We start from the raw sequence: 14,166 nt of genomic DNA, 5'->3' as shown, positions 1-14,166 counted from the left end.
GGGCCTCAGGAGTGGGGGCGGGCACCGTCCACGGGGCCGCCCCCGCTTCCGTCAGGCCGCCGGGACCGTCGTCTCCGGAGTGTTCCAGCCGGCCACCCGCACACGCGGTGCCGCGCCCCGCAGGCTGGCGGTCCGGTAGGTGGCGGTCACCGTCACGGACTCGCCCGGCCACAGGCTCACCTGGTTGTCCGACCAGCGCACCGGCAGCACCGGCCCGCCCCGCGCACCCACCACGTCGACGTCCGTCAGCAGCGCCGGAGTCGTCCCGCTCCCGCCGTGGCGCAGGGTCACCGTGGTGGTCGACAGGCCCTTCGACGCGCGGGTGACCGCCGTCGCCGCCACCGGCACCCGGGCCATCGAGGCCAGCCCGGTCAGGTCGGCGTACTCCGTCGTCGGGGTGTAGTACCAGGTGGTGCCGCTCCAGTCGAGGGTGTCGGGCCGGGCGGAGAGCCAGTACACGTTCCGGCTCACCACCTTGCCGCCCGCGTCCGTCAGCACCAGCCGCAGCAACTGGGTGCGTGCCGCCCCGCCGGCCGGGGACGGCAGGGTCAGCGCGGTGGCGTGCGCCCCGCCGCCGTTCACCGTCACCCCGCCCGCGCTCCTGTCGTACCTGCGGGTCCCGTCGGGGTCGAACAGCGTGGCCCGCGCGGTCAGGCCCCGGGCGGAAGCCGTCCGGTCGTTCACCACCACGACGGAGCGGTCGTCGTAGGAGAACTGCACGTGCAGCGGCTCGTTGGCCTTCTTCGCGCCGAAGTAGGAGCCGTTCTGGTCGAGATAGCGATCCGTCAGCTGCCAGTGCAGGGACGGCCAGCCGCTGTTGAACATCCAGTGCACGACCCCGGTGGCGGGCCGCTCGGCGTCGGTCGCGTTGCGCCGGTACGCCTCGAACTGGGCGCGTACGGTCTCGTACTGGGCCAGCTGCGCCTTGCGGACGTAGTCGGTGAGGCCCGACGGGGCGCCGTAGCGGCCGGTGAGCGCCTCGTCGTAGATCTTCAGCGTGCCGAAGGTGACGGACGGCGAACGGTGGTACTGGCGGGCGTCCGGATCCTTCCACAGGGTGTCGAGCTCGGCCGGTGTCATCATCCGGCGCAGGGTGTCCAGGGTGGGGATGCTCGGGCCCGCGCTGGTCTCGGAGTTGAAGCCGGTGGCCCCGCCCTCGCGCTTGGCGTACCAGTAGCCGGGCGGCACCCAGTCGTAGGGGCCCGTCATCTTCATGCCCGAGTCGCCGAGCCGCGGGGACGACGTGTCGGAGGCGGCGGGGACCACGGGGACGGGCCAGTCGGCCGCCTCCAGGGCGTCCAGGTAGCCCTTCTCGATGGTGGCGTCCGGCGCGGCGTCGCTGCCGATCAGGAAGGACAGCACGCTCGGGTGGTCGCGCAGCCGGGCGGCCTCGGCGGCCATGGACGCCCGCGCCACGGTGTGGTCGGCGCCGGACCACGGCTCGCCGGACCCGTTGGGGTTGACGTCGCCCTCCCACTTGTCGCAGCACTCCCAGCCGGGCAGGGCCAGCACACCGTAGCGGTCGGCGAGGTCGAAGAACTCGTCCGGCTCCAGGTGGCCCTCCAGGCGCAGGGTGTTCAGGCCGAGGTCCAGGGCGTACATCAGGCGGTCCTCGGTGTAGCCGCGGTCCCAGCGCAGGAACTCGTCCGGGGACCAGCCGCCGCCCTTGACCAGCAGCGGGCGGCCGTTGACGCGGTACTGGCGGGCGCCGTCGGAGTTCAACGGGGCCCGCACGTCACGGATGCCGAAGGTCTCGTGCGCGGTGTCCGACGGGGTGCCGGCCACGGTGGCGGTGAGGTCCAGGTCGTACAGCGGCTGCCTGCCCATCCCGGCCGGCCACCACACCTTCGGGCGGGTGAGGCGCAGGCCGGGGACGTCGGCGGGGGAGAAGGAGAGCGTCTTCGACTCGTGCGCGCCGAGCGTCACCGTCCGGGTGAACCGGATGGCGCCGACACTGCCGGTGACCTCCGTGGTGACCGCGCCGCCCGTGTCGTTGCGGACCTGGGCCCTGACCGTCAGGTCGGCGGTGGCGAGCGAGGGCACGGCCAGCCTGGTGACCACGTGCGCGTCGCGCAGCGCGACCGGGCCGCCCCTGCGCACCAGGACGTCCCGGACCAGGCCCATGTTCCGGTCGGGCGGCGGCTGGAGCCAGTCGAGCCAGCCCATGGTCAGGTCCCGGTTCGGGTCGTTCGGCCGCACCCGGAAGGCGACCGTGTTGGTGCCCGCCCTGACCAGCGGGGTGATGTCCAGCTCATGGCGGGTGTAGGCGCCGGTGACCCGCGAGGCCGGTGCCACCAGGCGGCCGTTCACATAGACATCGGCCGCCGAGACGATTCCGCTGAAGTCCAGGAAGGTGCGCCGCGTGGTGTCCTCGACCGCGAAGTCCGAGCGGTACCACCACGGCACGTCGAAGTCGGCGCGCGGGATCTGCCGCTGGTTGGTGGAGCGGAACGGGTCGGGATACACGCCGTTCGCCAGCAGCGCGGCCAGCACGGTGGAACGGGGGCCGGCCGGGTACCAGTTCCGCGCCGGATAGCCGGGGGAGGACACGGCCGCCGCCGGGTCGGCCACCTTCGCGGCGGACTGGATGACATAGCCGGACAGCGGGGTGCTGGTGCCTGCGGCGGAGGGGACGGGGGTGACGCGGTGGTCGGGCCGGTGGGGTTCGGTCGCCTGCCCGCGGCCGGCCCAGGCGCCGGTGGTCAGGGCGCCGCCCAGGGCGAGAAGCGCCGCGGCGGCCAGGGGGAGCCGGCGGGTGGGGCGAGGGAACACGGCGGTCTCCAGCCTCGTAAAGTTAGGAAACTTTACTAACCTGGGTCACGCTAGGTCGCGCCCCGGACACTGTCAACGAGCCTCGCGGAGACCGGCACAGGACGCCGCCGGCTTGGGCAGGATCGTTTCGTCGTCGTGGGTTTGACGGAAGGTCAGTCATCCCCGGGGGCGTCGGACGCACGTCGTGTCAGGAGGCCCCATTGTCCGGTAGCCCGCCGCCCACGGGTGGTTTCGTCCGCCGTGTCGGCCTGTTCCAGGCCACGGCGATCAACATGAGCCAGATGTGCGGCATCGGCCCGTTCGTGACGATCCCGCTGATGGTCGCCGCGTTCGGCGGCCCGCAAGCGGTCACCGGCTTCGTCGCGGGCGCGGTCCTGGCCCTGTGCGACGGACTCGTCTGGGCCGAACTGGGCGCCGCCCTGCCCGGCTCCGGCGGCAGTTACGTCTATCTGCGCCAGGCGTTCCGCCACCGCACCGGCCGTCTGATGCCCTTTCTGTTCGTGTGGACGGCCATGCTGTTCATCCCGCTGATCATGTCCACGGGTGTGGTCGGCTTCGTCCAGTACCTCGGCTATCTCGTCCCCGGCCTCGGCCGGACGGCCGGTGACCTGACCGGCCTCGGGGTCATCGCGCTGGTGGTGCTCCTGCTCTGGCGCGGCATCGAGCACATCGCCCGGATCACGGCCGTGATGTGGACGGTGATGATCACCTCAGTACTGCTGGTGATCATCGCCGCGACCACTCATTTCAGCCCACACATGGCCTTCACCTACCCCGAGGGCGCTTTTCATGTGATGAGCAACCAGTACTGGCCGGGCTTCGCCGCGGGCCTGACCATCGGCATCTACGACTACCTGGGCTACAACACCACCGCCTACCTGGGCGCCGAGATCAAGGACCCCGGCCGCACCCTGCCGCGCTCCGTCCTCTTCTCGATCCTCGGCATCATGGCGATCTACCTGCTGCTCCAGATCGGCACCCTCGGCGTGGTCGACTGGCACCGGATGACCGACCCGCACGACATCGCCTCCACCTCGGTGGCCTCCGCGGTGCTGGAGGACACCTGGGGCGGGGGCGCGGCGGACACGGTGACCGTACTGATCCTCGTCACCGCGTTCGCCTCCGTCTTCACCGGCCTGCTGGGCGGCTCCCGGGTGCCCTACGACGCCGCCCGCGACCGGGTCTTCTTCCGGGCGTACGGGAAGCTGCACCCCAGGCACCGGTTCCCGGTGTCCGGCCTGGCCACCATGGGCGTGATCACCGCCGCGGGCTTCCTGGTCGGCCGCCACACCGACCTCGCCACCCTGATCCAGCTGCTCACCACGGTGATGGTGATCGTGCAGGCGCTGGCCCAGATCGTCGCGCTGACGGTCCTGCGCAGGCGCCGGCCGGACCTGCCCCGCCCCTACCGGATGTGGCTGTACCCCGTGCCGAGCGTCGTCGCCTTCACCGGCTGGTGCGTGATCTACGGCTACGCCGACCACAACACCCCGGGCCGCCATCCCGTCGAGTGGTCCCTGGCCTGGCTGGCCCTGGGCTGCGTGGCCTTCCTGGCATGGGCGCGGCACGAGAGGGTCTGGCCGTTCGGCCCGAAGGAGACCGGTGAGGACCTCGACGCCACCCCCAACGCCCTTGAAATGAGCTAGAGTTACGGACACAGACTCCCCGGACGGACCGCGATCCGCCGGGGACGCTGTCGTTCATGACCGAGAACACGACCGCGGACCTCGCCGTCCGCCCCGCCACCCTGGACGACCGGCCCGCCGTGGAACGGCTGTGGCTGATGTTCCGCCACGACCTCTCCGAGCACCAGGGCGTCCTGCCCGCCGCCGACGGCACCTTCCGGAGCGAGTGGGTGACGTCCGCGTTCACCCGGCCCGGCTGGGCACCGTACCTGCTGACCCGCGACGACCGCCCGGCGGGGCTGGCCTTCGTGCGTGGGCTCGACGGTCCGGTGCACGTCCTGAACAGTTTCTTCGTGGTGCGCGGTGCCCGGCGCCGGGGCATCGGGCTGCGGGCCGCGCGCGAGGTGCTCACCCGGCATCCCGGGCGGTGGGAGATCGCCTTCCAGGAGGACAACCCGGCGGCCGCCCGCTTCTGGCCCCGGGTGGCCACGGACCTCGCCGGCGACGCCTGGACCCGCGAGCCGCGTCCGGTGCCGGGCCGGCCGGAGCTGCCGCCGGACGTGTGGATCTCCCTCACCGTGCCCGCCGGACCCGACGCGGACCTTTGACACGGACGATCACGTCACCGACCTTGGCAGACCATGACCGACCCACCCGGCTTCCGCTACGTCACCTATGTCGCGAGCACTCCCGCAAAGGTCTGGGAGGCGCTCACCGACGCCGGCCTGACGGCCGTCTACTGGGGGCACCGCAATGTGTCCGACTGGAGGCCCGGCTCCCGCTGGGAGCATGTGCGCACCGACGGGTCCGGCGTCGCCGACGTGACCGGCCGGGTGGTGGAGAGCGAGCCGCCGGCCCGGCTGGTGTTCACGTGGGCCGCGCCCGGCGAGGAGGGCCATGAGGACCGGCACTCCCGGGTCGCCTTCGAGATCCGGCCGTACGAGGACATCGTCCGGCTGACCGTCACGCACGAGGATCTCGGCGACGAGGACGAGCGTTCCGCCGTCGCGTCCGGCTGGCCGGCCGTGCTGTCCAACCTGAAGTCGCTGCTGGAGACCGGACGGCCCCTGCCGCAGGAACCGTGGCGGATGCCGCCGGGCTGACCGGGAACGAGGGGAGGCCGGTCCGTCCGGCGGACCGGCCTCGCTGTTCTTCTTCCTTGCCGATGTCCTCGTCTCCTTCCCTCGGTCTTCTCTTCCGTGGTCTGCGGTGGGTCCGCGGTCCGGATCCACGGCCCCGGCCCGCGGGAGGCGCGGGCCGCATTCCGGGCTCTATGACCATTTTGCAGTCATTTCCCGCTTATGTGTAGAGGGTGGGTGGTGTGCGGTCGGGTGCCGTTTCCGTGGCATGACCTCGTCGATCCGGGGCAAGCGGATCAGTACAACCCGTACATTCCGTCCGGGTCCGCCGTTCGGGCCGGCGAAGCAGGAGGTGGCCGCCGTGATGAGTGCGAAGGTGCTGGAGCGTTTTCCCGCCGGGGCTCCGCGTGGATCGTGGCCCGCGGAGGAATATGCCGCCGCCCGACGTGCCGAGGGTGAACCGGCGACCGTGGTGATGGACCTGAAGTCGGACGCCTTCCTGGTGGTGGTCGAGGGCCAGGAGGAGGACGGCGGGGCCTGAGCCCCCGGCCGTCCGGACGGGAGATCGGCCCGGACTCCGGGCCGCCGGGCTCGCGAGCGACCTCCGCGGCAGGCACCGGTCCGCGATGCGAGAACGGGCCGGATCTTCTTGACTGCCGTCGTGGGCTGCTGCCACGATCGATGGCATGACCATGCGACTGGATCTCACGCGGCGACGCCATGTCGATCTCGCACGCGTCTCCAGCGCCTCCTGTCGCGCCGCGGTCTGATCCGCCCCCTGCCTTCTCCTCCGGGGCTCCGGCACACCCCAACTCCCTCCGGTTCCTCCGGAGTCGGTGTGCCCGGCGTCCCGTCGAGCGCTTCAGCACCAGGGGTTCCGCGTGCCCGGTCCGGCTCGGCAGGCGGTGCTCCCGACCGCCTTCTCCCCGGGGCGCCCGACGCGCGTACGGCCGTCCGGCGCACCCCAGAAACGAGACACCCATGGCCACCGTCCTGTCCGTCTCCGGCAGCCCCTCCGTCTCCTCGCGCACCGGCCTCCTGCTGCGCCACCTGGACCAGCGGCTCATCGCCCAGGGCCACGAGGTGATCCCCCTCGACGTCCGTGCCGTCCCGGCCGAGGCGCTGCTCGGCGCGGACTTCCGGCACCCCGCCATAGTGGAGGCCGCCGGGCTGTTCGCCCGCGCCGACGGCGTCGTGGTCGGCACCCCCGTCTACAAGGCGTCGTACTCCGGTGTCCTCAAGGCGCTCCTGGACCTGCTCCCGCAGTACGCGCTCGCCGGGAAGACCGTCCTCCCGCTCGCCACCGGCGGCTCCACCGCACATGTCCTCGCCATCGACTACGCCCTCCGGCCGGTGCTGAACTCCATGGGTGCCGCGCACATAGTCCAGGGCTGGTTCACCCTCGACAAAGACATCACCGTGCGGGAGGACGGCTCCCTGGCCGTCGCACCGGCCACCGCCGAGGCCCTGGGGCATGTGGTGGACCAGTTCGCCGCCGCCCTGGACCGCACTCCTGTACTGGCGGCGGCGACCGCGAGCTGAACGGCCCGGCCGCGACCGGCGCCCCTTCGCCGCACGCGGGGGCTGCCGGGGTCCGGACGGTACCTGCCGGTTCCCGGCGGGTGGCGCCGCCTTCAGGGCCGGCGCCGTTCCGCGTCGTCGGCACGCTGTCGTCCATGCCCCCCCGCATGCGGGCGCGCACCCGCTTCCTCCCACGGACACAAGCGATCGGAGACCCCCGTGTCCCTCACCTTCCACTGGTTCCTGCCCACCAACGGTGACAGCCGTGATGTGGTCGGCGGCGGCCACGGCACCCCGGCGACCGCCTCCGGCCGGGACCGGCCGCCGACGGTCGCCTATCTGAGCCAGATCGCGCGCGCCGCCGAGTCCCTCGGCTTCGTGGCCGCCCTCACCCCGACCGGCGCCTGGTGCGAGGACGCGTGGCTGACCACCGCCATGGTCAGCCAGCAGTCCGAACGGCTGAAGTTCCTGGTGGCCTTCCGGCCCGGCTTCGTCTCGCCGACGCTCGCCGCGCAGATGGCGGCCACGTTCCAGCGGCAGACCGGGGGACGGCTGCTGCTCAACGTCGTCACCGGTGGCGAGAGCCGGGAACAGCGGGCGTACGGAGACTTCCTCGACAAGCCGGCCAGGTACCGCCGTACCGGCGAATTCCTGCACGTCGTACGGGAGTTGTGGGAGGGCAAGAGCGTCGACCTGCACGGGGAGCACCTGCGGGTGGAGGAGGCGCGGCTCAGCCGGGTGCCCGATCCGGTGCCCGAGGTGTACTTCGGCGGGTCCTCACCGGCCGCCGGGGAGGTCGCGGCCCGGTACGCCGACGTGTACCTCACCTGGGGCGAGCCGCCCGCGCAGGTCGCCGGGAAGATCGCCTGGATCCGTGAGCTGGCCGCCGCGCACGGCCGTACCCTGCGGTTCGGGATCCGGCTGCACGTCATCACCCGCGACACGGCGGCACAGGCCTGGGCGGAGGCGGACCGGCTGCTCGACGGCTTCGACCCGGAGACCGTACGGTCCGTGCAGGAGGGCCTCGCGCGCAGCGAGTCGGAGGGGCAGCGGCGCATGCTCGCGCTGCACGGCGGCAGCCGGGACGGCCTGGAGATCCACCCCAACCTGTGGGCCGGCATCGGGCTGGTGCGGGGCGGTGCGGGGACGGCGCTGGTCGGCAGCCATGAGGAGGTGGCCGAGCGGATCAAGGAGTACCACGCCCTCGGCATCGACGAGTTCGTCCTCTCCGGCTATCCGCACCTGGAGGAGGCCTACTGGTTCGGCGAGGGCGTCCTGCCCCGGCTCGCCGCGCAGGGACTGTGGACCCACCCCGGCGGACCGGCGTCCGCCGCCGCCCCGCGGGTGCCGGTCGCGATCTGATCACGGCGCGCGTCCTGCGAAGGGAGGGGCGCGGGCAGGTGTGCCGCCGGCCGCCGGCCCCGTGTCTCAGGTGCCGTTCCGTTCCCCGGTGCCGGCCGGTGCCCCGCCCAGTGCCCGCAGATGGGCCGCGCGGGACTCGGCGGTCTGGCCCTGCACGAGGAGGAACAGCCCCTCCCGGGCGAGGCGTTGGGCGCGGCTCGTCAGCGCCATCGCGCGGCCGCCGCCGGCCACCACCGCCGCCGTGGTCGCCGTACGCAGCACCTCGTAGGCCTCCGCGCGCACCGCCAGCCGCTCGCCGGCCCGCACATCCGGCGCTCCCGGCTCCGCACCGGCCGTCTCGCCCGGCGCCGGCACCCCGGCCGGCCGGTCCGTGCGGCCCTGCGGGACCGGCGCGTCCGCCAGTGCGTACGCCCTGCGGCGGATCCCGGCGAGGCGGGAGCGGAGCGGGGCGGCCGGGCCGGCGTCCAGGAGGGAGAGCGCGGCCTCCGTCACGCCGAAGACCGCCGGGCTGGTGCCCAGGGTCTTGACCCGGTCCTCGGCGGCCCAGCGGTCGTACGGCGTACGCAGTGCCACCGCCTCGGCGGGCAGCCAGAGCCCGTCCAGTTCCAGGGACACCGTGCGCGCGGCGGTGAGGGCGGCCAGCCGCATCGGTGCCGAGGCCCGCAGGCCCGGCTGTGCACGGGCCTCGGTGAAGGCGAACAGCACCTCGCCGGAGTCGGTGACCCCGGCCAGCAGCATCACGTCGTTCAGACCCCAGCCCGTGTACCAGGGCACCGTCCCGTCGAACCGCCAGCCGCCGCGCTCCGGCCGGACCCGCACCGGGCGGCGCGGATACGACCGCAGGTGCGCGTACGCCACCCCGGACAGCAGTTCCCCGCGGGACAACGGCCCCAACAGCCGCTCGCGCACCGGCTGTTCGCTGCGCACCAGGGTCTGCACCGGTGTGTGGTGCTGGGTCTGCACGAACCAGGTAGCACCGCACGCCCCGGCGAGGATCTCCGCGACCTCCCGCGCCACGGCGGGCGGCGCCTGAGCGCCCCCGTGGTCCGCCGGCGCGGTGACCCCGAGCAGGCCCGACCGCTTCACCGCCTCGATGTGACCCGGCGGCATGCCCTCCTGGTCGACCCGCTCGGCCTCGGGGACGAGCAGGTCCGCGGCGAGCCGGCGGGCGCGGACGACGAGGGGATGCGGGGCGGTGTCCATGCGGAAGATTCTTCCGGGCCGCCGAACGGTTCGCCCCGCCGGCACCCGGCGTGACCCTCGTCACCCGGGGGGTGCCGCCGGAATGAACTTGAGGACCTGAAAGGTTGCTAAATGCATCCGACAGACCTACCGATCCACCCGAGGCACCGTGAACCACTCCCTGCCCGAGCAGCCCGCCGGCGTCGTGGCCCGGCTGCGCGCCACCTTCGCCACCGGCCGCACCAAGTCCGTCGACTGGCGTACCGGCCAGTTGCGCGCGATGCGCGCCCTGCTCACGGAGCGCGGCGCCGACCTCGCCGCCGCCCTCCGCGCCGACCTGGGCAAGAGCGACACCGAGGCCTACCGCACCGAGATCGACTTCACCGTCCGCGAGATCGACCACACCCTGGAACACCTGGCGGACTGGCTGCGCCCCGAGCCCGCGCCGGTCCCGCCGCACCTGGGCGCCGACGCCACGGCCTGGACGCAGTACGACCCGCTCGGCGTCGTCCTCGTCATCGCGCCCTGGAACTACCCGGCGCAGCTCCTGCTCGCCCCCATGGTCGGCGCCCTGGCCTCCGGCAACGCGGTCGTCGCCAAGCCGAGCGAGCTGGCGCCGGCCACCTCCGCGGCGCTGGCCGAGCTGATCCCGGCCTATCTGGACGCGGACGCCGTCGCCGTCGTCGAGGGCGGCGTCCCGGAGACCACGGCCCTGCTGGCCGAGCGGTTCGACCACATCTTCTACACCGGCAACGGCACCGTCGGCCGTGTCGTCATGCGGGCCGCCGCCGAGCACCTCACCCCCGTCACCCTCGAACTGGGCGGCAAGTCCCCGGTGTTCGTGGACCGGGGCACCGACCTGGAGGCGGTCGCGGACCGGCTCGCCCGCGGCAAGTTCCTCAACGCGGGCCAGACCTGCGTCGCCCCCGACTACGTCCTGACCGACCCCGGTACCGCGCCGGCCCTGGAGACCGCGCTGGTCCGCGCGGTCGAGAACCTGTTCGGCACCGACCCGGCGCGCTCGCCGGAGTACGGCCGGATCGTCAACGAGCGGCACTTCGACCGGCTGTCCGGCCTGCTCGGCTCCGGCCGGGTAGCCGTCGGCGGCACCGGCGACCGGGCCGCGAAGTACCTCGCGCCGACCGTCCTCGCCGACGTCGACCCCGACTCGCCCGTCATGCGGGAGGAGATCTTCGGTCCGATCCTGCCGATCGTCACCGTGTCCGGCCTCGACGAGGCCATCGGCTTCATCAACGACCGCGACAAGCCCCTCGCCCTGTACGTCTTCAGCGAGTCGGGCGAGACCCGGGCGCGCATCGCCGCGGAGACCTCCTCGGGAGGCCTCGGGTACGGCCTGCCCGTCGCCCATCTCACCGTCTCCGACCTGCCGTTCGGCGGGGTGGGGGAGAGCGGCATGGGCAACTACCACGGCCGTTACTCCATCGAGACGTTCAGTCACCGCAAGGCCGTCCTGGCGAAGCCGCTGAACTGACCGGCCGCACGGCGCTTCGGGCCCGGCCGCGCCCGACTCCCGTGCGATGCGCGGCAGTTCACCGTCGGGGCCGGGTCTGATCGACTGGTCTAAACCCTTGACTGGTACATACCAAGACGGTTGAGTGGGTCCAACCCCCCACCACGGCCGCTCCCGTCTCCGGCGGGCGCGGCCGTGCCGGACAAAGGAGTTGGTCCGTGCCGACACACCGCATCGCCGCGCTCCTGGCCTCGCTCGCGATCGGCGGCTCCGCCCTGGCGTTCCAGGCGGCCCCGGCCTCCGCCGCCGGTTTCGTGGTCAGCGAGTCCCAGTTCCAGCAGATGTTCCCGAACCGGAACTCCTTCTACACCTACAGCGGCCTGACCGCCGCGCTCGGTGCGTACCCCGCCTTCGCGAACACCGGCAGCGACACCGTGCGGAAGCGGGAGGCCGCCGCCTTCCTCGCCAACGTCAGCCATGAGACGGGCGGGCTGGTGTACGTCGTCGAGCAGAACACCGCCAACTACCCGCACTACTGCGACCAGAGCCGCCCCTACGGCTGTCCGGCGGGCCAGGCGGCGTACTACGGGCGCGGCCCCATCCAGCTCTCCTGGAACTTCAACTACAAGGCCGCCGGCGACGCGCTCGGCATCGACCTGCTCAACAACCCCGACCTGGTGCGGACCAACGCGTCCGTCGCCTGGAAGACCGGCCTGTGGTACTGGAACACACAGTCCGGACCCGGCACCATGACCCCGCACAACGCCATGGTGAACGGCGCCGGCTTCGGCCAGACCATCCGCAGCATCAACGGCTCGCTGGAATGCGACGGCAGGAATCCCGCCCAGGTGCAGAGCCGGGTCTCCGCCTATCAGCGGTTCGCCCAGATCCTCGGGGTCACGCCGGGCGCCGATCTGTACTGCTGACGCGCGGCCGGGCGCCGGCCCGTACCGCCGGCGTACGGACGGGTACGGGCTCGTACCGCCGACGTACGGCCGGGTGCCGTGTGCGAGACTCCGGCGATGACCACGGAAACGATCACCGCGGAGGCATCCGGCACCTTCCGGCTGGGTGATCTGCCCGTCCGCCGCATCGGTCTCGGCACCATGCGGCTGACGGGCAGCGCCGCCTTCCACCACGGCACCCCCAGCGACCGGCAACGCTCCCTGACCGTCCTGCGCAAGGCCGTCGAGCTCGGGGTGAACCACATCGACACGGCGGCCTTCTACTTCTCCTCGCTGCGTTCCGCCAACGAACTCGTCAACACCGCGCTGTCCCCCTACCCCGACGGGCTGGTCATCGCCGCCAAGGTCGGCCCCTACCGCGACTACCACGGTGAGTGGGGCGCCTCCGCCCGCCCCGGCCAACTGCGCGGCCATGTCGAGGAGAACCTGCGCCAGCTCGGTCGGGACCATCTCGACGTCGTCCACCTCCGCCGGATGAGCCAGGACTCCATCGCCGAACACTTCGGCGCCCTCGCGGAACTGCGCACGGCGGGGCTGATCCGGCACCTCGGCATCTCGGGCGTCGAACCCCGGCACCTCGCCGAGGCGCTGGAGATCGCCCCGGTGGTCTCCGTCCAGAACCGGTACGCCCTGGACCGCCCCGACCCGGCCGGCGACGAGCTGCTGCGGCTGTGCGGGGAGCGCGGTATCGCCTTCATCCCCTTCTACACCGTCGCCGGGGAGGCCGGTGAGCGGGGTGCGACGGCCGCGCACGACGACGCGGTGCTCTCCGTCGCCCGCGCCCACGGAGCGAGTCCCGCGCAGGTCCGCATCGCCTGGACACTGCACCAGGGCCCGCACGTCCTCGCCATCCCGGGCACCGGCAACCCCGGCCACCTGACCGAGAACGTCGCCGCCGGGGCGCTACGGCTCACGGCCGGCGAACTGGCCCGGCTCGACCGGGCTCGCACACAGTCGGGCTGACCACCGGGGGACGGCGGGCACAGACCCTGCCACACGCAGGCCGCCGCCGCCCGCACACGGGCCCGGACAGGCCGGTTGTTCGCCTTGGGCCCGGCTGGACGGGGCCGGGCTGGGCCCGTTGTCCGTCGTGGGCGTGGCTGGACGGGGCCGGGCTGGGTTCGTTGTCCGTCGTGGGCGTGGCTGGACGGGGCCGGGCTGGGCTCGTTGTCCGTCGTGGGCGCGGTCGGGCCGGGGCCCCACAGGCCGATTCGTCGCCGCTCGCACGCCCGACCACGGGCCTCGTACAGGTTGCTCGTTCATCGTGGGCGGGACGGAATGCGGGCCTGGTGGGCTCGTTCCGTCGTGGGTCCGGCCGGTCGGGGGATCGCGGGCAGGCCGGCCGTGTGTCGTGGGCGGCGGCCGGACCGGGGTACCGCAGGCCGGTCGGCCGCCGCCCGCACGCCCGATCCCGGGCCCCTCACCGGCGGGCCGACCGCTGCGCCGCCCGGGCCGAACCGGCCCCGACGCGGGCCGGTTCGCCCCTTCCGCACCCGGCCGCGAAGGCCGCGCGCAGGCCCGCCGGCCGTCGTGCGCCCGGGCCGTTGCGCCCCAGGACTGTCGCGCGCCCGGCCGCCGTCAGCCCGGCCCGGCGCAGTGGACCCGGTCAGCTCGGCGCAGCGGAGCCCGGTCCCGGGCTGGCCGAGCGGGAGCCCGGCCTCCCCCGGTCGAGCGGGATCTGGTCTCGGCGTGGCGCAGCGGAGCCCGGTCCCGGCCCGGCCCGGCGGGAGCCCGGCCTCCCCCGGTCGAGCGGGAGTCTGGTCTCGGCCCGGCACAGCGGAACCCGGCCTCACCCTGGTCGAGCGGGAGCCCGGCCTCCCCCGGTCGAGCGGGAGTCTGGTCTCGTCCCGGCACAGCGGAACCCGGCCTCACCCCGGCGCAGCGGAACCCGGTCAGCCCGGCCCAGCGGAGCCCGGTCCCGGGCCGCCCGAGCGGGAGCCCGGCCTCCCCCCGGTCGAGCGGGAGCCCGGCCTCGTCCCGGCACAGCGGAACCCGGCCTCACCCCGGCACAGCGGAACCCGGCCTCACCCCGGCGCAGCGGAACCCGGTCAGCCCGGCCCAGCGGAGCCCGGTCCCGGGCCGCCCGAGCGGGAGCCCGGCCTTCCCCGGCCGAGCGGGAGTCTCGTCTCGGCGTGGCGCAGCGGAGCCCGGTCTCGGCCCGGCGCAGCGGTTCGCGGTTTCGGGCCGAC

The 14,166-nt window shown here is 73.5% G+C and carries 12 protein-coding genes; 10 read left to right on the top strand and 2 right to left on the bottom strand.

Annotated elements, in window-relative coordinates:
* Positions 1-51 precede the first annotated feature (51 nt).
* Positions 52-2,772, bottom strand: a complete 2,721-nt coding sequence (locus tag AB0E62_RS33310) for an exo-beta-D-glucosaminidase (protein ID WP_362202412.1) — start codon at positions 2,770-2,772, stop codon at positions 52-54.
* 200 nt (positions 2,773-2,972) lie between these two features.
* Between AB0E62_RS33310 and AB0E62_RS33305 the strand changes: the two genes are divergently transcribed.
* The 7 genes from AB0E62_RS33305 (at position 2,973) to AB0E62_RS33275 (ending at position 8,359) form a co-directional block, all read left to right on the top strand.
* Positions 2,973-4,418: an APC family permease gene (locus AB0E62_RS33305; RefSeq protein WP_362202409.1), complete on the top strand. Its 1,446-nt coding sequence runs from the start codon at positions 2,973-2,975 to the stop codon at positions 4,416-4,418.
* 56 nt (positions 4,419-4,474) lie between these two features.
* Positions 4,475-5,005, top strand: a complete 531-nt coding sequence (locus AB0E62_RS33300; RefSeq protein WP_362202406.1) for a GNAT family N-acetyltransferase — start codon at positions 4,475-4,477, stop codon at positions 5,003-5,005.
* 33 nt (positions 5,006-5,038) lie between these two features.
* Positions 5,039-5,500: an SRPBCC family protein gene (locus AB0E62_RS33295; protein WP_362202403.1), complete on the top strand. Its 462-nt coding sequence runs from the start codon at positions 5,039-5,041 to the stop codon at positions 5,498-5,500.
* A gap of 340 nt (positions 5,501-5,840) precedes the next feature.
* Positions 5,841-6,017, top strand: coding sequence for a hypothetical protein (locus tag AB0E62_RS33290; RefSeq protein ID WP_362202400.1), 177 nt, complete (start codon positions 5,841-5,843; stop codon positions 6,015-6,017).
* Positions 6,018-6,162: 145 nt separating this feature from the next.
* Positions 6,163-6,246, top strand: coding sequence for a putative leader peptide (locus tag AB0E62_RS33285; protein WP_362202531.1), 84 nt, complete (start codon positions 6,163-6,165; stop codon positions 6,244-6,246).
* Between the two features lie 211 nt (positions 6,247-6,457).
* Positions 6,458-7,018: an NADPH-dependent FMN reductase gene (gene ssuE, locus AB0E62_RS33280; protein WP_362202397.1), complete on the top strand. Its 561-nt coding sequence runs from the start codon at positions 6,458-6,460 to the stop codon at positions 7,016-7,018.
* 198 nt (positions 7,019-7,216) lie between these two features.
* Entirely contained in the window at positions 7,217-8,359 is a 1,143-nt protein-coding gene (locus tag AB0E62_RS33275) for an LLM class flavin-dependent oxidoreductase (protein ID WP_362202394.1), read from the top strand.
* Positions 8,360-8,425: 66 nt separating this feature from the next.
* Here the strand turns inward: AB0E62_RS33275 and AB0E62_RS33270 are convergent, their stop codons facing one another.
* Positions 8,426-9,562: an acyl-CoA dehydrogenase family protein gene (locus AB0E62_RS33270; RefSeq protein WP_362202391.1), complete on the bottom strand. Its 1,137-nt coding sequence runs from the start codon at positions 9,560-9,562 to the stop codon at positions 8,426-8,428.
* A gap of 148 nt (positions 9,563-9,710) precedes the next feature.
* Here AB0E62_RS33270 and AB0E62_RS33265 point away from each other — a divergent pair, with 148 nt between their 5' ends.
* From AB0E62_RS33265 to AB0E62_RS33255, 3 genes are all read left to right on the top strand, one after another.
* A complete protein-coding gene (locus tag AB0E62_RS33265) occupies positions 9,711-11,033 on the top strand; it encodes an aldehyde dehydrogenase family protein (RefSeq protein ID WP_362202388.1) in 1,323 nt (440 codons plus the stop codon).
* Between the two features lie 239 nt (positions 11,034-11,272).
* A complete protein-coding gene (locus AB0E62_RS33260) occupies positions 11,273-11,938 on the top strand; it encodes a chitinase (RefSeq protein WP_362202528.1) in 666 nt (221 codons plus the stop codon).
* Positions 11,939-12,034: 96 nt separating this feature from the next.
* A complete protein-coding gene (locus tag AB0E62_RS33255) occupies positions 12,035-12,940 on the top strand; it encodes an aldo/keto reductase (RefSeq protein ID WP_362202385.1) in 906 nt (301 codons plus the stop codon).
* Positions 12,941-14,166: the final 1,226 nt, after the last annotated feature.

This window comes from Streptomyces sp. NPDC038707 (genome assembly GCF_040636485.1).
Lineage (GTDB): Bacteria > Actinomycetota > Actinomycetes > Streptomycetales > Streptomycetaceae > Streptomyces.
This window is presented reverse-complemented; position numbering and strand designations above follow the sequence as displayed.

Coding starts and splice junctions, on each gene's coding strand:
- AB0E62_RS33290 (WP_362202400.1), top strand. CDS start 5,841: ATGAGTGCGAAGGTGCTGGAGCGTTTTCCCGCCGGGGCTCCGCGTGGA.
- AB0E62_RS33295 (WP_362202403.1), top strand. CDS start 5,039: ATGACCGACCCACCCGGCTTCCGCTACGTCACCTATGTCGCGAGCACT.
- AB0E62_RS33300 (WP_362202406.1), top strand. CDS start 4,475: ATGACCGAGAACACGACCGCGGACCTCGCCGTCCGCCCCGCCACCCTG.
- AB0E62_RS33285 (WP_362202531.1), top strand. CDS start 6,163: ATGACCATGCGACTGGATCTCACGCGGCGACGCCATGTCGATCTCGCA.
- ssuE (WP_362202397.1), top strand. CDS start 6,458: ATGGCCACCGTCCTGTCCGTCTCCGGCAGCCCCTCCGTCTCCTCGCGC.
- AB0E62_RS33255 (WP_362202385.1), top strand. CDS start 12,035: ATGACCACGGAAACGATCACCGCGGAGGCATCCGGCACCTTCCGGCTG.
- AB0E62_RS33270 (WP_362202391.1), bottom strand. CDS start 9,562: ATGGACACCGCCCCGCATCCCCTCGTCGTCCGCGCCCGCCGGCTCGCC.